Source organism: Armatimonas sp., from assembly GCF_964826245.1.
In genome coordinates, this window is the sequence record NZ_CBAYMC010000046.1 from 1 (window position 1) to 21,125 (window position 21,125).

A 21,125-nucleotide genomic window follows, 5' to 3' on the forward strand; every position below is an offset into this window, starting at 1 on the left:
GTCTTGCGGACAATGCCACAGACACGGTTGGCCTCGGCAGCATCACAGACTTTTCCCGTTCCAATAGCCCAGACAGGCTCGTACGCGAAGACGAGCTTGGAGGCTTGGTCGTTTGTCACCCCAGTGAGTGCACCGGCAACCTGCGAGGACACCACAAAATCGGTCTTGCCGCCCTCACGTTCATCGAGAGTCTCGCCAATGCAGATAATAGGCAACAAGCCCGCCGCAAGTGTCGCTTTTACCTTGAGATTGACGGTCGCATCGGTCTCCCCATAGTGCTTCAGGGTCTCTTCGGGCTCAGATAACCCAAAACGTCCCCGCGTCTCCGAGTGGCCGAGAATCACATAGCTCACGCCTGCATCTTTGAGCATCTCTGCTGAGATCTGACTCGTGTAGGCCCCGGTCGTTTTCCAGAAACCATCTTGTGCTCCCATGACGACCGAGGAGCCTGTGAGTGCCGTGCGCACGGTGTGTAAGACCGTGTACGGAGGGCAGACCACCACCGTGACCCCACTCTTTCCCGCAACCGCTGCAACCACTTCTTGTGCCAGTGCTGATGCCTCTGCCACAGTCCCCTTGTTCATCTTCCAGTTACCCGCAATTATTGGGGTTCGTGCCATTATCTCTCCTCTAAAAGCGGACGTTTCCGCTCCCTAAAGTCTATCATACCCAGAATTAGCAGGGAACTATACTCTAAAGGAAACCGTATGTTTTTTTGTGCGACGACTCTTCCCTTTTCTTTTAGGCAGTGCGACCCTGGCGCTCCCGGCAGCGCTTGCCTGGTTTTTCCTGCATCCCCCCCGTCGCCGTCATGGAAAAACCCCGAAAACGGCCCTTGGGCTAGACTACACCCGCGCCTGCTTTACCACAGACGATGACATTCGGCTCTCAGCCTGGCTCGTGCCTCACCCGGAGCCACAGGGACTGGTCTTGCTCTCTCATGGCTACACAGGCTGCCGAGAGACCATGCTTCCCTACGTGAAATTTTTACATGAGGCGGGCTACATCGTGCTCCTCCACGACTTCCGAGCACATGGCTGGAGCGGAGGGCAGCGAGCCACGCTGGGCCTTGAGGAGCCCCGTGACCTTCAAGCGGCGATCCGCTGGGTCGAGATGCAGGAATCACTGGCGGAGCTGCCGCTGTTTCTCATGGGCGAGAGCATGGGAGCCGCCGTCTCGCTGCTGGTCGCCGCTCAGGAGCCACGTGTCCGTGCAGTGGTGGCGGACTGTGGCTTTGCCCGCATGGACGGCCCGATTCGGCAGCGCTTGGAGACACTTTTTGGAGCAAACTTCGCCCGCGCTCTCACACCCGCAACACAGACCATGGGAGAGCGTTTTCTCGGTTCCTCAACGACGCGGATTGCCCCCGAGGAGGCCATTGGGAGGATCGCACCACGCCCCGTCTTACTGATCCACGGGACGCAAGATGCCCTCGTCACCCCGGATCACGCCCATCGGCTCCAGGCTGCATCAGGCGGGACCGCCCAGCTCTGGCTGGTGGAGGGAGCACGACACACGGAGAGCGTCCACACCGCTCCCCACTACGGAGAGCGGGTCGTCGCGTTTTTAAAAGAGGCGTGTTAAGCGCGGTCGGTCTCTACCTGGAGACGGATACTGGCGATGATCTTGGCGACGCGCTCGCACTCTTCCTGGGAGCCGGAGAAGCAAATGGCGCGGCCTTCTAGGTGCACCCGGAGGGCGATCTGGAAACCAGCCTCGACCGTACAGCCAGTGGCTTTCTGCAGAATCCCGATCACATCATCAAACGAGTGCCAGTCATCGTTGTAGAGAATCACGACCCAAGGGCCCGTGATCTCGACACCCTCGCGGATATCACTTAAATCGTCCAAGCCCGGCATATCGAGGTGGCTGGGAACAAAGTCTGGGGGAAGGGTGGGAGCTTCCTCTAGGTCGGGGCGTTCAATCGTTGTCGGCATAGTGTTACCGGAGATTTTATCATATGGGAGCCGCGCGGGAAATCAGCCCCAGTGTCTCCGGGGCCACAATTTGGTAGAGCTGCGCAAAGATTTCGGGGAGCTTTTGGGAAGCGTCAGGATCGAGAGCCTCAATCCCCACGCGCTGCCCAAGCTGCAGCAGCCGTCGCGCCAGGCCCGCATCGGTTTCGTAGGCCAGGATCCAGCGATTCTCCAGAAATCGCTCCGCAACTCCCGCCAGCTCTGGCAGTGACTCCCGCTCCAGCAATAAGGCCGTCTGAGGCGCGATCTCGGGCAGGCAGCGCGTCAGTCTCTGAAAAAGATCGGCGGCGTGGGTGGGGTCAGAGCGCAGTAGATACGAGTCCATTGCCAGCTCCACCGCGATATGGGCAAAGAAAAAGACGCGCTTCAGCGGCACGGGCGCAAAGAGCACCTTGGCTTCGTCGCAGAGTGCCACAAAAACCGGGTCTGTATGAAAGCGCTGGTCGGCGGCCAAGTGCAGACGCGCCCCGTCTGCCAGTGACCCCGTCTTCCCCTCCACATGGCGTTTTTTGAGCGAGCCCTCTTGTGAGATCCCCAGCCAGTCCGGCACGAGATTTCCGGCGTAGAACAGTGGCGGCTCATCGGGAGCAAGCTGACGGGCAAGCGCATGGTGCGAGAGAAAGTTCACGGGACATTGTACCCTCCTCCCCCGCCCCTCCTCCCAATCCTGGGAGGAGGGGGAGAGAGGGGAGATTATGCAGAGGCGCTGTAAGAGGCGCTGTAATTAGAGAGACTCCCCTTCCCCAACCTGCCTCCGCAGGGTTGGGAGGAGGGGCGGGGGAGGAGGGCATTGCAGAGCCCTACCTCTGCGCGATAGACTCTAAGGCTGTGAGCGAAGAAATTACCGTCGAAACCGAGCTGGTCACTCTCCAGCCCAAGATCCACCGCCGCATCCCCGAGTGGCTGACCATTAAAGTCCCCCGTGCCAAAGACATTGGTAAGGTCGAGGGGCTCATGCGCTCGTCGCGCTTGGTGACCGTCTGTGAAGAAGCACGCTGCCCGAATCTTGGCGAGTGCTGGAGCAAGGGAACGGCGACGTTCATGATCATGGGCGACACCTGCACCCGATCCTGCCGCTTCTGCTCCATTAAGACAGGCCGGGGCGAGCCGCTCGACCCTCAGGAGCCGCAGCGCCTCGCAGATGCCGCCAAAGAGCTGAACTTAAAGCACGTGGTTGTCACGTCGGTGAACCGTGATGAGATTTTGGACGGCGGTGCCTCCCACTTTGCCGCCGTGATTGCCGCTCTCCGAGAAGCGCTTCCCGAGACCAGTATTGAAGTTCTCACGCCGGATTTCCGAGGACGAAAGTTCGCGATTCAGGCGGTCTGTGATGCCCATCCCGATGTCTTTAACCACAACACCGAGACCGTACCACGCCTCTACCGAACCGTCCGTCCTCAGGCCAAGTACGAGCGGTCTCTGGACTTCCTACGCACCGTCAAAGAGCTAGCTCCCACGATCTACACAAAATCAGGGATCATGCTGGGGCTCGGCGAGACCGAAGAAGAGATCATGCAGGTTCTCTCAGACTGGAAAGATGCGGGCGTGGATGCCGTGACCCTGGGGCAGTACCTCAAGCCCGGCAAGGGCTATTTAGACGTGGTCGAGTATGTCCACCCCACGCGTTTTGAGCACTACAAAAAAGTCGCTGAAGACATGGGCTTTCTTTATGTTGCCTCCGGGCCGTTCGTGCGCTCGTCGTACAACGCCATTGACTTTCGCCAGAAGTATCTCGAAGGCGGCATGCCTCCTCCACGCCCGGCCACACCCGGTGTGCGCCGCCTGACACAGCCTCTGGCGGTGCTCTGAGATAAGACTCCCGTGAGACGCGTCGGGGCCGCTGCCAATGGGCTTATTGCCTTTGCGGTTGCCATCGCCCCCCCGCTCGCGTTTGTCCGCTGGAGCGGGTCGCAGGTCCAGAGACGCCTCGACGAGCAGCTTGCCGCCAGCAAACCCCTCATCGAGCTAGAGGCCTCTGCGGTTTTGGAGCGCCCGGTGCGAATCGGCAAGCTCACCCCAGAGCTGAGTATAGCCACTCTCCAAGCAGCTCTTCAGCGGGAGGTGATTACCGTTGAAGCGGAAGATATCGAGCTGGGCTGCCGTCCTGATGAGAGACGCTGGGCGGGCCAAGACTGGCTCCTGCGCGTGCCAAAAGTCAGCGCACAGCTCTCCCCTACGGCCCTCCAAGCCGGAACTTTCAACGAAAATGGGCTCCGTGAGGTGACTGTCGAGCGGCCTGAGGTACTGATTTTCCGTACTCCTGAGGGCAAGCTTAGTGTTGAGAGCTTTCTTCCTAAGCCCAAAACGCCGCCCGACTTAACGCAGCCCGCGTTCCAGACCTTTGTTAAGCTCCGTGGGGCTCAGCTAAGATTCCGCGACTTCGCCAGCCTGCGTGCGCCAGGGAAACTTGAAGAGAATCGCCTAGAGGGCCTGGATGCTACCGTAGATCTTATGGGCTCGCGCACGGTTCGGTTTATTGCCAGGTGCTTCCCTGCTGGCCTGACAAAGAGCCGTCTCTCGGGGCCACTGGAGCTCGAAGGGACAGTTCGGCGCGGCGAGCCCGGCCCACGCAATGATAGCCCAAAAGCAAACCAGCCCTTGCTCGGCCTTGTTGCGACGGTCCGCAATGCCGATATCCCCTACTGGCTCCGCTACACCATCAAGCCCCGCCCAGCAGCCACCCTCACACGTGGACGCGCAACCGCCCAAGTCGCGCTACTGCTCCGGGATGCCAAAGATCCCCAGCCGCTCATCCGTGCGGAGGCGCAGTTTTCAAGCGTGGATGTCCTGCTCCAGCAGCCCACGAAGACAGCCATTACCGACCTCACAGGGCAGGCGACCTATGATGGGAGCTTCCTAGCCGCTTCACTCCGTGGAAAAGCGCTTGGGGAGAGCTTTACGGCCAATGGAGCTCTTAGCGCCCTAGAGAGCCAGAGCCCACAAATCGCCGTGACAGTCACCATGCCGCGTGTGCCTATCGCAACGGGGATGAGGCTCTTTCCCAAGCTCAAGCTCCCCAGAGAGCTGCGCCTTGGGCCACTCGCCAGCCTAGAAGGAGCGACTCTTACGGGGACACTACAAAATCCCGCCGCTGTGGCCCGTGTCTCAGGAATCACGGCAAGCTGGCAGGGCTTGCCAACCGTGAAGGCTTCGGCGAGCCTGAGCTACCATCAGAACACGGTCGAGGCAAGCGCGATCACGGCACGCCTGGCGGGGGGAGGAACCCTCACAGGCCAAGGAAGCTATGCGATTAAGAGCCGCTCGGGGACGTTTGAGGCCCATTTGAGAGGCGCGGAGCTTACCCGCGTGGGGCTTCTTAAAGGGCTGAAGGCAGCTCCTTCGGGTAAGCTCTCCGCCGATCTACGGGGCACCATTCAAAAAGAGACGCTGAGCGCATCAGGGCTGGCTCAGGCCACGAAGCTCAGTATCGCGGGACTGAGCTTCCCGCACGCCAACGCCCGGCTTGCGCTCAATGGTAAGCGCTTCCAGGTGCTGGATGGGGCGCTCTCGGGAAATAGTGGGACGGTTCGTGTCGCCGGGTCGGGTGAGCTGGGAGGGGCCCTTGCGCTGGAAGCTCACCTTGTCGGTGCGGATCTTGGCAAGCTCACCGAAGCCTTTGGCCTTCCCGGTGCGGGAGGAACCCTCTCGGCCTCGGCCCAGCTCACGGGCACCGAAAAAGCGCCCCTCCTTCAGCTGCGCGATATCACGGTTCTCCAGCCCCGCTATCGCTTCGACAACCATGTCCTTGTCGCCGATGCCGCCCATGCGGAGCGTGCCAGCCTACGCCTCCTGCCTACGGGCCAGGTGCGGATTGAGCTTGACCCGATGCAGCCGCTACGTGTCGCACACTCCCCCGCCGTGGCGCTGGTCTATGGGACGATCACGGGGGCTAAAGATAGCGCTCAGCTCAATCTCACCGCAACCGCAGAAAATGTCGAGTTGGATGAGATTCTCGCGCAGCTCAGCGATGAGCCGGGGCGACATGCTCCTCCCACGCTCCAGAAGCTGCCGGGCTACCGCAAGCTTCTCAACGACCTAGAGTGGAGTGGTGTTCCCAAGCCGCCCGTGAGCGGTTTTGTGCGTACGGCCAAGGCCACGATCACCGGAGATGCAAAAGACCCGCAGATCTCCGGGGAGGCAACCCTAGGCCGCTTCTTAGTAACGGATTTTCCCATCGAAGGCGGAACCCTAGCGTTCAGTCAGGAAGCGGGCAACCTGCGGGTTCACTCTATCCAGCTTGCCACGGCCACGGGGACGCTGACGGGGGAGGCACAGCTTGGCGCAGACAAAAAGCTCTCGGGGATACTCGTCGCCAATAGTATTGATCTGGAGGCTCTCTCCTCGCTCAGTGGCTTGGTGGAAAAACAGCTTGGTATCACGGGGGCCGTCTCCGCCACACTGCGTCTTGCGGGCACCCAAGAGCGCCCCCTTCTGACCGCTCATCTTGCCGAAGCTCGCCCAATAGAAGTGGCAGGACTCCCCCTGACCGAACTCAATATCAGCGATATCCAGATCAGCCCCGAGATCGTGGAAGATGCCCCCCTGCGAGGCACCATTACCCTGCCTCAGGCAGCTCTGAAGCTGGGAGCAGGAGCGGCTACGCTTGCTCTCAGCGAGGTTCGCTACGATCTGGAGTCCCAGCAGCTCTCGGCCAGCATCGCAGTGACCGAGGCCAAGTTCCAGAAAATCGTGGAGGTGCTGCGCCATGCCCATCTCGAAGATACCCAGGAGGGCCGCGACTTTCTCAGCTCGCTCTATAACATCCCCACGACCATCAATACGACAGCAAGCCTCACGGGTACTCTCTCGACTCGGATCACCCCCACTGGGCCTAGAGACCGTCGTGCGAGCCTGCGGCTTACCACAAGTGAGCTAACGGTTCAGCCCGAGGGGAGTAAGACAGCCGTAACGGGACAGCTCACCGCCCGCGCAACGCTTACAGATGAGCGCCTGAGCTTGGACTCCGCCACCCTGAACTTAGCAGATGCGAAGGACGACGAGCCCATGATCCTGCGCCTGCTCCCCCGCCCCGACCGCGACCCCAAGACCGGTGAGATGGTCACGGCCAAGAGCTGGCTCCGCTTGCCCTACAGCAAAGACGAGCCCTTGGAGTACCATCTGACACTGGATACTAACGCGATCCCACTGGATCTGGTCAAGGCACTTGTGCCAAAGGCGATTCCCGTGCCCATCCAAGGGAAAGCCTCCGCAACCCTCTCGGCAGATGGCACGGCGAGCACGCCTCGTATCACCGCCTCGTTTTTTGGAGATAACCTCCTGCTGGGTGAGACAACCGGGAGCACCGATACGTTCAATGTCCCCCCACTGACTCTAGACCAGTTCCGGTTCCAGGTAGAGCTTGTCGGTCTTAACAAGACGGAGTGGAGCATTGCTCTCTCCGATGGTCGTGTGGCACACAACAAAGAAGTCCTGACGTTTTCGGGGACGCTACCCTACGACCCGATCAATAGCCGAATCGCGGCCAACCGCCCGATCAACCTTCAGACCACCATTGATGATGGCACGGGTATCACTTTGGAGACACTCGCGCAGTACTTCAAAACCAACTCTACCCAGCTAGCAGGGACAATCCGAGGGGGCATCCAGGTCACGGGTAGCCTCAATGAGCCCCGCTTGGGAGGAAAGCTGACTCTGAGTGACTCTTCCATACGCTTTCCCAACCCCACCAAGCCAACAAACCGCGAGGTTCTCAACCCGATCCAGCACCTGGATATCGTCGCGGAGTTTGTGGGCAAGGAGATTCGCTTCCCTCGGGCGGAGCTGGTTCTGACAGGCATTCCTCCTGTCCCAAAACAAGAGCGTGGTAAGCCTGTCGTGCTAGAAGCGCTTACCAAGGTCGCCCGCGCAGGCACACTAGCGCTCGAGCCGGGTTCCGTGATCCGCCTGGAGAACCTGGAGGACTTTACCCGCCTCTTTGTGCGCAAGGAGGAGATCGAGGCCCCCCCCAAGCTACGGGGCGAGTTCGATCTCAAAGCTCGCTTCACAGACTTCCAGATCGATGCCGACAATGCCACCGCCCTCCTGATGAGCCAGAGCATAACTCGTAAAATCGGAGGCGGGCTTGAAGAGGCGCTCAAGGGCAAGGTCAACGGTCAGCTCACCATCAAAGGGCCACTTTTAACGCCCACGATTGCCACGACGGCAACCGGGAAACTGCGCCTGGAGGACCTCACGTTCCGCACCCCAAAGCGTCAGCTCCCTGAGACCGCTGAGAACCAGGCACTGGCCTTTAACCCACGCTTTGCCATCGCCCTAGAGACAACCACCGATGCCCGGCTTGTCAACCCCGATCGCCTGGCGGGCTTTGAGTTTAAAGGCAACGGGGGAGTGACCATCTCCGGCGATCTGGCGGCCCCCAAGATCGAGGGGATTCTTGTTCCGACCGGAGGCTACTACCAATACCCGCTCTCACGCTTTACGGTTCAGCGTGGCGGGGAGATTCGCCTGACGTATGCCAAGCGCTTCGAGGCGGGGCAAGATGCGCTCCAGCTCGACATTCGCATGCAAGATGTCGTGGCGGAGGGAAAAGTTCTTGTCAGCGCATCGTCGGTGAAGTCCTCGCAGAGCTCTCCCACACTCTTTGATCCTAACCGGGCCAGCAACCAGATTCCCGATAGCCTCGTTGGGAGACGCATTACGGTCACGGCGCGCTTCAATGGGCTCATTCGGATGGGCGATTCCACACGCGACTCTAGCCGGACGCAGACAAACCCCATTCGCCTCTCTTCCGACACAGAGCTAAGTGAGTTTGCCCTTCTGTCCCTAATCGTTCCCTACCAGATGCTCACTCAGTTCGTCGGCAGTAACTCCCAGCAGGCACTTAAAGACAGCTTTAATATGCTGGGAAGTGGTCTGACGGGGACGCTCTTCACCCCGTTTACCGACCAGGTCAGCAAGTTCTTCGGGCTGGATAACTTCTCCGTGGACTACAGTCTTGGCGGGCTGGCAAACTTCTATCTGATCCGTCGCCTCCCGGAGCCCTTTGATAAAGTCACTCTGGAGGTGCGGCGCTCACTCCAGACCCGCACCGGTGGCGTGCTCCTGCCACAGTTCTACAGCCTAAACTACGAGATCGGTCAGCTCCGTCGTGGGAGCCGTCTTCAGCTGGGTGCGTCCACGAATGAGCAGCGTGATAACCAGCTCTTTCTTCGAGGGACCCTGCGCTATTGAGCCCGTGGAAAAACCAGCTCAGGCAAAACCCTGAAACGTTTGTCAGGCACAACTGTCTACCGAGGTGGCATTGTGGGTAGTACAGAAGGGCATTCAACCAGCGCAGATGATCGTGGCCTAAGCTTTGATCAGATCCGGGATAAGTATCAGCTTCGCATCTACAACCTAATTTTGCGCATGATCGGCCCGGAGAACCCAGAGGATGCGGAAGACCTTACGGTGGAGACCTTCACCAATGCCTGGAAGGCGTGGAGTAAGTTTCGCCGCGATGCTCAAGTCTACACATGGCTCTACCAGATCGCCTGTAATCTTTGCAAGAACTGGTACAAGCAGCGGGGCCGTCAGCGTGAGCGCGAAGGCTACTCTCTGGATGAGACACGCGAGAGTGAGTCCGGAGAGCTCTCTCGGGAGATCGCCGACTGGCGCAGTGCCCCTGAGAAGCTACTCTTGGAGACAGAGTTTGGGCAGAAGATAAAAGAGGCGGTGGAGGCACTCCCTCCCGAGTACCGTGAGGTGCTCATTCTAGACCTCTGGGAAGACCTGCCCTACGAGGAGATTGCGACAATTTTGGGCCTCTCGGTGCCTGCGGTCAAGACCCGCTTGCACCGTGCCCGTAATAAAGTACGTCAGCGACTTGAGCCCTACTACCGGGGATGGCTCGGTCGCCAAGGACAAGGTTAGAAGGTTAGGAGTTTTTTTCGTCATGTGGTTCAAACTAGGGATGAGTGTCGCCGCACTCAGTGTGGCTGTCGTGGCAGTGGCACAAGAAAACCGCCCTATCGCGGAAATTCAGATTCTTGGCAGAGAGAAAACCAATGAGACGGTTCCCACTCTGGCACTTAATCCCATCTTTAAAGTGGGGTCGCCGTTTAAATATAAGGGTCTTGACGATGCCAAGAAGGCGCTGTTAGAGACAGGCCTCTACTCAACCGTCACCGCGCGCTTTGAGGAGCTACCTGATAGCCGTATCCGGCTTACCTTCACGGTCACCGAAAATCCGGTAGTTGATGTCATCACGTTTACGGGCAACAAAGTTCTCTCCAATGACAAGCTCTTAGCCCTGATGCAGGTCAAACCGGGCAATGTCCTTAATCAGAAGCTTCTTGCTAAAGATATCAATGCGCTCCCTAAGCTCTACCAGGAGAAAGGCTACACTGCGCTCGTTGTGCTGGATGAAGTCTTATTCGATCCCAAGACGCGCACCCTCACGATTCCTATCATGGAGACGGTTGTCGAGGCGATTGACTTTCAGGGAGTGACCAAGACCAAGAAATACGTTCTGTCACGGGAGCTTCGCACGAAGATCGGACAGCCCTACAACGCCAACTTGCTCCAAGAGGACCTCTCGCGGCTCATGCGACTGAATATCTTTCTCGATGCCGTGACGAACGCCGAGCCTGGAAGTGATCTGGACAAGACCAAGGTGACGATTGCCGTTCAAGAGCAGCGGACGGGCCAGGTTGGTGTGTCCGTCGGCTACTCACCTCGCCAGCGCTTGATCGGCACAGTCAGCTTAAACGAGCAAAACTACCAGGGCAAGGGCCAGGGCCTTGATCTTCAGTGGTCGGTGGCAGGCGGCATCTCACGCAACTCTTACGAGCTCGGCTTCACTGAGCCTTGGCTTGACAAGCAAAACACCACCATGAGTGTCAACCTCTACGACCGCTTCGCGTTTCGTTTCAACCGCATTCTCTCCTCCAACTTTACCAATGACCAGTCAAACAATCAGTACTTTGAGGAGCGTAAGGGAACCGGCTTTAACCTCTCTCGCCCTCTGACCAAAGACCGTTTCACGCGTGCTTTTGCGGGAGTTCGTGCTGAGGGGGTGCAGGCCAACAACCTTCAGCAAAACTACGATGCCCTCAGTGATGAAGATATTAGAAACCTGCGTGGCTCGCTGGTACAAAACGGTCGCATCTCCGCATTTAGCTTTGGAATGATCTCCAACCCGACAGACAACCAGCAGGACCCAAGCCGTGGCTACTTTATCTCGCCCACGATCGAGATCGGTAGCTCACGGTTTAACTATGAGAAACCAAGACTCAACCCCAATTTTGGCGCAACGGGTGAGCCTCGCCTGCTCATTGACAACCGTAATCAGAACGGCGCCTTTGCCAAGTACACGCTTGATGCACGAAACTACCTCTCCCTCAATGGCCGCCGTACCGCCAATAACCTGCGCGAGGGCAAACGCGTGCTAGCAACTCGACTTCTGGCAGGGATTGCGACAGGCAATATCGCCTTCTCCGAACAGTTTTTTATGGGCGGCGCAGACAACTTGCGCGGCTTCTTCGATGATCGTTTCTGGGGAAATAAAATGCTCTTGCTCTCCAATGAGCTGCGTATTCCCTTTGACAAACAAAACCAGCTTGGCGGAGTCCTGTTCATGGATATCGGTCATGCATGGGGCGCAGCGGATGTTAACCAGGAAAATATCGCAGGGTTTGGGCAACAAAAAACCTTCCGTCCACGCACAAGCCTTGGGTTGGGTATTCGTGTCAGGACTCCCGTTGGCCCCGTTCGCCTTGACTACGGCTTTGGCGATGGTGCCGCCCGAAGCCACTTCTCCATTGGTCAAGCCTTCTAAAATATCCGATTCAAGAAAGAGAAACTTTTTCCGATGATCTCGCTCCAATACCGCATGCGTACCGTGCGTTTTCTAGCGCCTCTTGCCCTCTCCCTGCTTGGGGGAGTGGTACTTCCTCTCGTCACCCCCACACCGGCTCATGCTCAGCAGCAGTTCGGCATCGTAGATTTCCAGTCCTGTGCGGCTCAGTCCAAGCTCAAAAAAGACCTAGATAGCCAGTTTGATGTCTTTCGCAAGGTTATGGCAGGAGTCTTCAATAAACTCAAGGAAGGAAATGTAATTTTCTTGAGCAAACCGGAGATGGTCGAGCTTTCTGCGATCTACGAAAAAGGCGATAAGGCAACGGCGGCAGAGAGCACTCGTGCGACAGATCTCTTGAAAAAAGCGGATCAGAGCGCTGGTACCCTCAACCGGCTCGCGGGGACACAAGGCACCCTTAAGGATACAGAGAAAAAAGAGCTAGAGCGCCTCAGTAATCTTCAGAACGAGGGAATCACTCTCCTCAACGAAATTGGGGCCGAGCTAGAGCGTCGCATCAAAGAAAGAGGTGATTCGTTTGAGGATCAGCTCGAGAAGGCTGTCAAAGAGGCGGTGAAGAAAGTCGCGCAGGAAAAGAATCTCGCAATGGTCTTCAACTCCAATATCGTGATCTATGCGTCCACGGACATCACGGACGATGTGGTTAAGATCCTCCAGAAGTAGCACCATCGCTCTGGTGGCTTTCGTGGGGTGCAGTAGCTTGTCTCCGAAGCCTACACCGTCACTAAAGCCCACCGAAGCCTTGGTTCGCCTAGATGTCCTGATGGCTCAACATCGGCTTTCGGCAGCTCTGCCCAAGATGCCCTCGTCACAGCCGCTCTCGCAGGAACAGGCGGCGGATCCGTCTCTTCTCAAAGAGCAGCTTCTGGCACAGACATCCGGGTGGGACGTGGCACAGAGACGTCGTTTGGCGGGCCGTGATGCCCTTATGGGTGCTGATCAGGTAGGCATCCAGGAGTTTGGGGAACGTCTACAGCGGCGGCAAGCACGTCTTTTGGAGATCAGTAAGGCGCAGATTGAGGCACAGGAGCAGCTCTTGGTCGCAGGTAAGGCACAGGAAGACCGTGAAGAGGCCCAGAGATCTATCGTAGAGCAGCTCAATCTCTTGAAGGATGACATCTTTTTGGCACAGACCCAATATCAAGTTGCACAGGCACTCGCAAGCCCGGAGAACAACACGCTCCTAGTACGCGACGAGCCAGAGAAAGTAGCAGCCGAGGTGGAACGCCTTAAGAAGGCAGGGCTCCGTGCCGAAATACAGGTTGACCAGGCCACACAAATACGACGGGCCAAAGTTCTCTGGGCAGAGGGTGCCCCCCCTCGGAACCCACGGGTGCTCTATGCTGCCTCGCGAGATGTCCTGAAAGTCCTTTGTGACCAGATGTCGGCGCGGGTTGCTCAAGTCGAAGCGAAGGCGGAAGAGAAACGCAAGCAGAGCGCTCAAGAGCGTGATGAAGAGGTTCGTCGCCGCGTGGCACAGCGCCTAGAGGGAATTAAAAGCCGCGATGAGACGTTCTTGTTACGCTTGGATCAGGAAGAAAACCTGAGCCGTATTCTTCTGGCCGAGGAGCTGCCCACGCGACGGGCGGTGGGAAAGCGACCTAGTGCGACGATACGCCCTCCTCAAGCGGCGATCTTGCCTATCAAGCCGACGGTACAAACACTAAGAAAAAAAGAAGAGAGTGCAACCTCCCCGCTTGAGGCAGAGCTACGGGCGGTGGTCTTAGATGTGGCCCAGCGCCGACGGATTCAGGTGTCTTTTACCCCGCGGCCCGGTTTACCCGACCGCACGATGGAGTTTGCAAATTGGATAAAGGTAAGCTTGTGATGAAAGAGCAACGTCCCCGAACGGCGGCTGAGATTGCGGAAGTGGTACAGGGAAACCTCTACGGCGATCCGGCGACCGTGATCTGCGGAATTGCGTCTATAGAAGAGGCACGCTCGGGTGACATTACGTTTGCAGAGAGCACGCGCTTTCTGGAGACGGCTCAGCGCTCGATGGCCTCCGCAATCCTTGCCCCTCTCTCCGCCGTATCCTCTGGCGATTCCAAGGTCGTCATCGGTGTTGAAAACCCACGCCTTGCCTTTGTCCAGCTTCTGGATCTCTTTGCCCCCGAGGTCTATGCCACACGTGGCGTCCACCCAACGGCAGTGATTGGGAGCGACCTACAGCACGGTGAGCTGGTTTCCATTGGAGCCCAATCCGTAATCGGCGAGAACGTCAAGTTGGGTAAAAACGTGACCATTCACCCGCTCTGCTACATCGGTGACAATGTGGAGATTGGCAACGACACGGTCATTTTCCCCCATGTTACGTTGCTCCATGGAACTCGGATTGGTAGCCGCACGATTATCCACTCCGGAACCGTGATAGGCGCAGATGGTTTCGGCTACATGATGGTAGGAGGGCAGCACCGGAAAGTGCCCCAGATCGGCACCGTTCTGATCGGGGATGACGTGGAAATTGGCGCAAACTGCACCATAGACCGCGCCAAGACCGGTGTCACCAGTATCGGCGAGGGCAGCAAGCTGGACAACTTGGTTCATATCGCCCATAACTGTCAGATCGGCAAGCACTGCCTGATCGTTGCGCAAGTGGGCCTCGCAGGCGGTGTCCACGTTGGCGACTACTCGGTCTTTGCGGGACAGTCGGGCGCCGTGGAGCAAGCCCATATTGGGGCCCGCTCTGTGGTGGCAGGCCGTGGTGTGGTGGTCGGTAACCTCCCGGAGGGCTCGTTTGTCTCTGGCTTCCCAGCGCGTCCCCATAAAGAGATGATGCGCCAGCAAGCGGCTCAGGCCCGCGTGCCCGATCTCCTCAAGAAGATGCGTGAGCTAGAGAAGCGTCTCGGTGAGCTAGAAAAAGAAAGACCCTCCGCTTAAACAAGCGGAGGGCTTTTCCAATCGGGGCGACACGATTCGAACGTGCGACCTTCTGAACCCCATTCAGACGCGCTACCAAGCTGCGCCACGCCCCGAGGGCCGCTCTCATCAAGCGGCAAGGGGAATCTTATCACCTTCACTCACAGGCCGCAACCATTTAGCCACTTTCTGCGTTAAGAATTCCGTGCAAGAAAAATCCGTCCTCTCCCAGCTCTTCCCGCAGCCCACGGGTAAGAACGCCTACGAAGACTTCGTCCGCGCCGCCGAGCTTCTGAAAAGCAGCCCGCTCTGGGCCGAGGCGCAGCAGAAAAACACCCTCTCCAGCCGTCGGCGTGCACTCAGCGACCTGCCGGTTCGTCAGGCGCGTGCTCTGATTGATGCCGCGATGCTCAAGCCGCTCTCCTCCCCTATTCGTGAGATGACGCTCTCGACTACCTTTCCAGAGTTTACAGGTTTTCGTGACTGCGCCCGCCTGCTGGGTGCCGAGATGCATGTCTTGTTTTCGGAGGGGCGCACCGCCGCCGCTCTGGTGAGCTTTTCCCAAGGGCTTCGTCTTGGAAGCGCACCCAAGTCCATCGTGCTGATCGGCGGCTTGGTTGGGATCGCGATTGACGCGATTCTGCTTGCTCGTATCAAGATACACCTAGAGCAGCTCACCCCACGCGACTGCGACCGAGTGCAAGCCACGCTCCGCGAGCATGTCGAGGCAGATCGGGGCAACGCGGAGAAGGCACTCGCCGCTGAGATGCGCTTTATTGAGAGTTTGATTCCCCTGCTCGAAAAGAACCCCGTTGAGGCTCTCAGAGAACTCCTACCGGATGATGAGGAGACCCAACGTGAGCTACGAACCCGAGCAGAGGCGCTGCGCAACCAGCCGGGCGAGCAGAAACGCATCCTCAGTGCCTTCCTAGATAATGCCAGGGAGCATCAGCGACGCGCTCAAGTCTATCTGGCCGATCCGAGCCAGCTCCCTAAGGAACCAAAGCTTCCTGAAGGATCTCCTGAATCTGCTTTGGTCAATTTGGTCACCCCCGCCTATCCCCGTGCGGTTGAAAAATTTATACAAGATCGTATCCAGTGCCAGCTCCTCTACTGCCATGCAGCGATACGAAAGTACAGGTGGGAGTGGGAGAAACTGCCGGACTCCCTTGAGACGCTGAAGCTGGCAGAGTGGAGCCTCGATCCCTACACCCGCCAGCCCTTTCGCTACGAAAAGAAAGGCGAGAGCTATGAGCTTTTCAGTGTTGGACCGGTGGGTGAGGAGGGAAAAAGAGCCTCCGTACACCTGCCGTGGCGAAAAGATTGACGAAAGCACTATTTTTGCCTATAATATTTCCGGGTAGGCCGTAACCGTTGGAGACAATACCACGTTTATTCTAGGTACTACCTTGCAGGAGAAAGAGACTCTATGCCCACATTCACCTATACCGCCAGAGCGACCGATGGCAAATCACTGACCGGCACCAGTGAGGCCAGCAACCCCGCAGAGCTGCGACAGCGCCTGACGGAGCAAGGCTACTCCGTTCAAAAAGTAGCCCCCGCGAAAACCGTTAAGAAGAAAACCAAAGCACAGCTAAACGAGCCAACTTTTTTGGACAAGTTCCAGAAAGTCAAGCTCGATGACCTCTCGATCTTCTGTCGCCAGTTCTCTACCATGATTGATGCCGGTGTGTCTCTGGTACGCTGCCTAGACGTTCTCTCGGAGCAGTCGCAGTCCCCCAAGCTACGCCGAATTATCTTTGATCTGCGCGCCGAAGTCGAAGCCGGTAACATGCTCTCGAAGGCGATGAGCAAGTACCCCTCGGTGTTCTCCAACCTCTTTGTCGGTCTGATCCGCGCAGGAGAGGTCGGTGGTGTGCTGGAAGAGTCGCTACAGCGCCTCTCGATCTTCCTTGAAAAAGACGTCGAGCTGCGCCGCAAGGTGAAGTCAGCGATGACCTACCCCATCATTGTTTCAACCGTGGCTCTAGGCATCGTGATGTTCCTGACAATCTACATCGTCCCCCAGTTCTTGAAGATGTTTATTGACTTAGGACTCAAGGCTGAAGACTTCCCAGCCATGACCATGAGCCTCAAGATCTTCTCTGACTTTCTGGTTGAGAAGTGGTACATCATGCTCGGCTCCGTGGCCGTCACTGTCGTCGCCTTTAAGATGTTCACTCGCACCAAGTTTGGGCGGCGTGTGGCCGACCGCGCGAAGCTCAAGATCCCGGTCTTTGGTAAGCTGAATCATAAAGTGGCCCTCGCTCGCTTCTCCCGAACGCTCTCGACACTTCTGTCTTCGGGTGTGCCGATTCTCCAGGCGCTAGAAACCGTGGCGGGTACGGTCTCCAACGAGATCCTCTCCGACGCGATTCTCGATGCTCGTGCCCGTGTCCGAGAAGGAGATGTTATCTCTGAGCCACTGCGCAAGTCCAAGATGTTCCCCCCTATGGTCGTTCAGATGATCTCCATCGGACAAGAGTCAGGTTCTCTGGACACCATGCTCTCCAAGATCGCTGACTTCTACGACGGCGAAGTAGATGCGGCGATTACGTCCCTCACTGCCGCTATCGAGCCCGTGCTGATCGTTTTCCTAGGTTTCACGGTCGGCTACATCGTCATTGCGATGTTCCTGCCCCTCGTCGGCCTGATCCAGGGTCTCTCCGGCGACAACGGCGACGGCGACAAGTAAGTCTTTAAAAATAAAACGAACCCTGATGCGTGGCATCAGGGTTCGTTTTTTTGCCGTTTACCCGATAATATGCTGTGATGGATTTTCCTTGGCCCGAACTGGTAGATGGTATTTGGTACACCATTGCCTTTATGTATGGAGCCATTGTTGGCTCCTTCCTCAATGTGGTGATCTACCGGCTCCCCTTGGGCAAGCATCTCTCAAAGCCTGCGAGCCACTGTCCCAACTGCAACCACTTGATCACATTCTGGGAAAACGTCCCTCTGCTCTCGTTTCTCTCTTTACGAGCACGCTGTAGCGACTGCAAGCAGCCCATTTCCTGGCGCTATTTTTGTGTCGAGCTTTTCACCGCTTGCTTCTGGGCACTGCTCTACCATAGCATTGTCCTTCCCTACCAGCCGCTCACCACGATCAACTTCGTGATGACCGCTCTGGTCGCCGCTGTGCTGATCGCCTTAGTCTTTATTGACCTGGATCACTTTCTTGCCCCAGATGAGCTCACGGGAATTGCTCTGGCGCTGGGAATTGGGCGCGATATTGTCTGTGGCGTGGTCGCCGCGCAACAGGGGAGCTGGGAGGCGTTCCGAGAGAACTATCTCTACTTTGGCTGGCTTCCCCTCTCCCTTGCTGGAGCGGCGTGCTACGGCGGCTTGCTCTTTCTGGTCTCCTTTTTCGGGTTTATCACCTATGCCCGCACACCTGGAGAGCCACTCTTGGCCGTCGTACGCCGCTTTTTCACCTCGGAGGTAGCTCCCAGTACCGAGAGCGGTATGGCGGTTGTCGGGCCAGAAATCTCGGAGCCACCGACGACAGATGCCCCACCGCGCCTCGCTTTCTCCCCCGCCTTTTTGTGTACTCTCTCCATGCTCGCCATGCTGCCACTGATGCGAGTCTACGGCACGCTGTTCTTGCTACTCCCGATGACCGCGTTTTTCTTTATCACACGCCGCAGTGACGAAACCCCGCAGCAGACACTCGCCCGCTTCTGTCGCTCCGATGATCTGGGGCTTCCCGCATCTGCCAGTGCGGAGATTGAGGCAGCAGCGGCGGAAGCGAGCGAGTTTGCCCAGGAGGCAGAGACAGGCCAGCACGGCGCGATGGGCCTTGGCGATGTCAAGCTGGCCCTTGGTTTAGGAGCAATTCTAGGGCCTGTTCTGGGTCTGCTCTCACTGATGGTAGCCACCCTCTTGGGAACGTTCGTCGGAGCGGGGCTTGCACTGGCGCGGGGGCGTAGCCTAAAGTTCGGGATTCCCTTTGTCCCGTTCATGGCAGCGGGCGCGATGCTCGCCATGTGCTTTGGCCCGGCCCTGATGGAGTCGTACCGTCAGTACACAAACCCCGAAAAAGCGGACACGCTCCGCTTGGATATCCGCCACCCCAAAGCCCGTCGTCGCCTCGGCCTCCCGCCCCTCAAACCCGGCCAGTAGCAAAAATTGCTTTCTGTCGAAAATTCCACCGAAGGCGCGGCGGAACGCCCCAAAACGGTGGTGGATCTATTTGCGGCTCTCTAGCTCTTCCCAGCGGGCGTAGAGGCGCTCGACGGTGGCTTTGGCGGTGGGTAGCTCCTTGGCCCAGAGGCGCTGGAGCTCGGCGGCGTTGGTGGCGATCTCGGGAGCGGCCATCCGGGCCTCGATCTCGCTGACTTTCTCCTCGGCGGCGTGGATGGTCTCTTCGATCTTGGAGAGCTCCCGGCGCTCGGCGGTGCTGAGGGCACGGAGCGGCGCGACGGGAGCGCTCGGGGCGGCAGCTTTCGGTGCTTTAGGAGCGGCAGTCGGTGCTGTTCGTCGGCGACGGTGCTCTGTCCACTGGGTAAAGTCCGCGTAGAAGGTCGGCTCGCCCTCGCCGAGAACCAGCACCTGGTTACAGACTTTATCGAGAATAAATCGGTCGTGGCTCACCAGAATCAGCGCTCCGGGGAAGCTCTCCATGCCCTCTTCCAGCGAGCCCAGAGAGGCGAGGTCCAGGTCGTTGGTCGGCTCATCGAGCACCAGCAAGTCAGCGGGCTGGAGCATGAGCTTGGCAATCGCCAGACGCGCCTGCTCGCCACCGGAGAGTGTCCCGACTTTCGAGCCAAGCTGATCCTCACGGAAGCCGAACTTCTTGGCCCAGCCCGTGACATGGATCGTGCTATTTCGGTAGCTGATCGTGTCCGAGGCCGGAGCGAGGGCATTGCGCAGCGTGACATTAAAGTCTAAGTTGTCGCGGTTCTGGGAGAAAAAGACCGTGCGCAGGCCATCGGCCCGCTTGACCGTCCCAGTGTCGGCTTCCAGCGTCCCCAAAAGCAGGCGCAGAAGGGTCGTCTTACCGCTGCCATTTAATCCTACCAGCCCCAGCTTGAGCCCAGGCGTCAGAGTCAGATCAAGGCCAGCAAAAAGCTCACGTCCCCCCAGTGTCTTCGAGAGGTTCTTCGCGACCAGAAGCTCCTTGGTCTGCCGCCCTGACGCGCTAAACCCGCTCTCCATGGCGAGTTTTTCCGCGTTGCGCCGCTTGACCGAGTCTAGCTCTGCAAAGACCTCACCCGCATCCTCGATACGCCCCTTCGCCTTGGTCGAGCGTGCCCGTGCGCCCCGTCGCAGCCACGCCAGCTCCACTTTCGCCGTAGACTCCAGCGAGTCTTGCTTGCGGCCCTGTGCTAAGAGATAGGCGGCTTTGGCTTCCAGATACTCGGAGTAGCCACCTTTCACACTGAGATACCCCTCGGCATAGGCCGAGTTGAGATCCATGAGCTTGGTGGTCGTGTTTTCCAGGAAGTAGCGGTCGTGGGTAATCACCACAAAGGCAAACGGCGGGTTCTCCAGAATCTCTTCCAGCCACTCGACTCCTTGAAGATCTAAGTGGTTGGTCGGCTCATCCAAAAACAAGACATCGGGCTCTTTAAGAAGCTGCTGTGCGATGGCGAGGCGCTTCTTCCACCCTCCCGAGAGCTGGGCCGCTTTTTGATTTCGATCGGCGAAGTCGCACTGGGCCAGCGCGATCTCCACGTGCATCACTTTTTCCGTCTCGTCGAGTGTCGTGCCATCGAGTGCGGCAAACAGCGCCTGCTCCACGGTCTGATCGCCCTCAAAGGCTTCGTCCTGGGCCACGTAGCCCACCTGCAAGCCCCGGCGCATGGAGACCGTCCCACCGCTCAGATCTCCGATCCCTGCCAGTGCCTTGAGCATCGTGGACTTGCCCGCGCCATTTGGCCCGATCAGTCCAAGTCGCTCCGTGTCCTCAATCCCAAAGGTGAGCCCCGTGAAGAGCGTCCGCCCCCCACTCCGTGCCTCAATTCCCTGCGCCGATAAAAGTGTTGCCATACCAAATCGGTAGTGTATCGTACTTTCGTCAGGCGGTAGAATAGAGCCGATGACCTCCGAACGAATTCAGGACGCCCTAGATGTGCGCCAGCGGGCCTATGCGCCGTACTCGAACTACTTTGTCGGGGCGGCGATTATGACCGATGCGGGCGTGTTTGTGGGCTGCAATGTGGAGAACGCGAGCTATGGGCTCTGCAACTGCGCGGAGCGGACGGCGGTATTCTCTGCCGTCGCTGCGGGAGCGAAAAATATCACGGCGGTCGTCGTCGCCACCCGCGATGGAGGCTCACCGTGTGGTGCCTGTCGCCAGGTGCTCGCTGAGTTCGCCGAGGCGGACTGCCCGGTGCTTTGTGTGAATGAAAGTGGCATCATAACCCTTGAAACGACGGTGGGGGCGCTCCTGCCCCATGCCTTTACCCCACGGAACCTGACGCGCTAGTGCGGCGTCCCAGATAACAATAGTATGCAGTTTCTTCCTCATC

General features: G+C 58.2%; 16 protein-coding genes and 1 tRNA gene. 12 read left to right on the top strand and 5 right to left on the bottom strand.

The window, feature by feature from the left end:
- Positions 1-620: triose-phosphate isomerase (tpiA, locus tag AC1XOS_RS06490; protein ID WP_481961405.1), on the bottom strand; the 620-nt coding region annotated here is incomplete at its 3' end.
- 97 nt (positions 621-717) lie between these two features.
- Between tpiA and AC1XOS_RS06495 the strand changes: the two genes are divergently transcribed.
- On the top strand, positions 718-1,584 hold the full coding sequence (locus tag AC1XOS_RS06495) for an alpha/beta hydrolase (protein ID WP_481961406.1): 867 nt from the start codon (positions 718-720) through the stop codon (positions 1,582-1,584).
- On the opposite strand, the gene AC1XOS_RS06500 is transcribed toward AC1XOS_RS06495, so the two are convergent.
- On the bottom strand, positions 1,581-1,937 hold the full coding sequence (locus AC1XOS_RS06500) for an ATP-dependent Clp protease adaptor ClpS (RefSeq protein ID WP_309721686.1): 357 nt from the start codon (positions 1,935-1,937) through the stop codon (positions 1,581-1,583). The genes AC1XOS_RS06495 and AC1XOS_RS06500 overlap by 4 nt on opposite strands.
- Before the next feature lie 19 nt (positions 1,938-1,956).
- Entirely contained in the window at positions 1,957-2,604 is a 648-nt protein-coding gene (locus tag AC1XOS_RS06505; protein WP_481961407.1) for an ACP phosphodiesterase, read from the bottom strand.
- Positions 2,605-2,804: 200 nt separating this feature from the next.
- Between AC1XOS_RS06505 and lipA the strand changes: the two genes are divergently transcribed.
- Genes lipA through lpxD form a run of 7 tightly spaced genes read left to right on the top strand, consistent with a single transcriptional unit; the run spans position 2,805 to position 14,673 of the window.
- Positions 2,805-3,785, top strand: coding sequence for a lipoyl synthase (gene lipA / locus AC1XOS_RS06510; RefSeq protein ID WP_481961408.1), 981 nt, complete (start codon positions 2,805-2,807; stop codon positions 3,783-3,785).
- 12 nt (positions 3,786-3,797) lie between these two features.
- Complete coding sequence (locus tag AC1XOS_RS06515) at positions 3,798-9,167, top strand: translocation/assembly module TamB domain-containing protein (RefSeq protein WP_481961409.1); 5,370 nt, start codon at positions 3,798-3,800, stop codon at positions 9,165-9,167.
- A 39-nt stretch (positions 9,168-9,206) separates the two neighbouring features.
- Positions 9,207-9,848: a sigma-70 family RNA polymerase sigma factor gene (locus tag AC1XOS_RS06520; RefSeq protein ID WP_481961410.1), complete on the top strand. Its 642-nt coding sequence runs from the start codon at positions 9,207-9,209 to the stop codon at positions 9,846-9,848.
- Between the two features lie 22 nt (positions 9,849-9,870).
- Entirely contained in the window at positions 9,871-11,754 is a 1,884-nt protein-coding gene (locus AC1XOS_RS06525; RefSeq protein ID WP_481961411.1) for a BamA/OMP85 family outer membrane protein, read from the top strand.
- A gap of 33 nt (positions 11,755-11,787) precedes the next feature.
- The gene (locus tag AC1XOS_RS06530) at positions 11,788-12,456 is read left to right on the top strand and encodes an OmpH/Skp family outer membrane protein (RefSeq protein WP_481961412.1); all 669 of its coding nucleotides are present in this window, start codon (positions 11,788-11,790) and stop codon (positions 12,454-12,456) included.
- Positions 12,457-12,493: 37 nt separating this feature from the next.
- The gene (locus AC1XOS_RS06535) at positions 12,494-13,621 is read left to right on the top strand and encodes a hypothetical protein (protein WP_481961413.1); all 1,128 of its coding nucleotides are present in this window, start codon (positions 12,494-12,496) and stop codon (positions 13,619-13,621) included.
- Positions 13,621-14,673, top strand: a complete 1,053-nt coding sequence (lpxD, locus tag AC1XOS_RS06540; protein WP_481961414.1) for a UDP-3-O-(3-hydroxymyristoyl)glucosamine N-acyltransferase — start codon at positions 13,621-13,623, stop codon at positions 14,671-14,673. Before AC1XOS_RS06535 ends, lpxD begins: the two co-directional genes overlap by 1 nt.
- Before the next feature lie 21 nt (positions 14,674-14,694).
- Here lpxD and AC1XOS_RS06545 read toward each other — a convergent pair.
- Positions 14,695-14,768 (bottom strand) — tRNA-Pro (locus AC1XOS_RS06545).
- A gap of 89 nt (positions 14,769-14,857) precedes the next feature.
- Between AC1XOS_RS06545 and AC1XOS_RS06550 the strand changes: the two genes are divergently transcribed.
- From AC1XOS_RS06550 to AC1XOS_RS06560, 3 genes are all read left to right on the top strand, one after another.
- Complete coding sequence (locus AC1XOS_RS06550; protein ID WP_481961415.1) at positions 14,858-15,979, top strand: hypothetical protein; 1,122 nt, start codon at positions 14,858-14,860, stop codon at positions 15,977-15,979.
- A gap of 102 nt (positions 15,980-16,081) precedes the next feature.
- Positions 16,082-17,347 (top strand): type II secretion system F family protein, encoded by a 1,266-nt coding sequence (locus AC1XOS_RS06555; RefSeq protein ID WP_481961416.1) that lies wholly within the window; start codon positions 16,082-16,084, stop codon positions 17,345-17,347.
- Positions 17,348-17,424: 77 nt separating this feature from the next.
- Positions 17,425-18,774, top strand: coding sequence for a prepilin peptidase (locus tag AC1XOS_RS06560; RefSeq protein ID WP_481961419.1), 1,350 nt, complete (start codon positions 17,425-17,427; stop codon positions 18,772-18,774).
- Positions 18,775-18,840: 66 nt separating this feature from the next.
- Here AC1XOS_RS06560 and AC1XOS_RS06565 read toward each other — a convergent pair whose 3' ends face one another.
- The gene (locus tag AC1XOS_RS06565; protein WP_481961417.1) at positions 18,841-20,643 is read right to left on the bottom strand and encodes an ABC-F family ATP-binding cassette domain-containing protein; all 1,803 of its coding nucleotides are present in this window, start codon (positions 20,641-20,643) and stop codon (positions 18,841-18,843) included.
- Between the two features lie 49 nt (positions 20,644-20,692).
- On the opposite strand from AC1XOS_RS06565, the gene cdd reads away from it, so the two are divergent.
- The gene (gene cdd / locus AC1XOS_RS06570) at positions 20,693-21,082 is read left to right on the top strand and encodes a cytidine deaminase (RefSeq protein ID WP_481961418.1); all 390 of its coding nucleotides are present in this window, start codon (positions 20,693-20,695) and stop codon (positions 21,080-21,082) included.
- Positions 21,083-21,125: the final 43 nt, after the last annotated feature.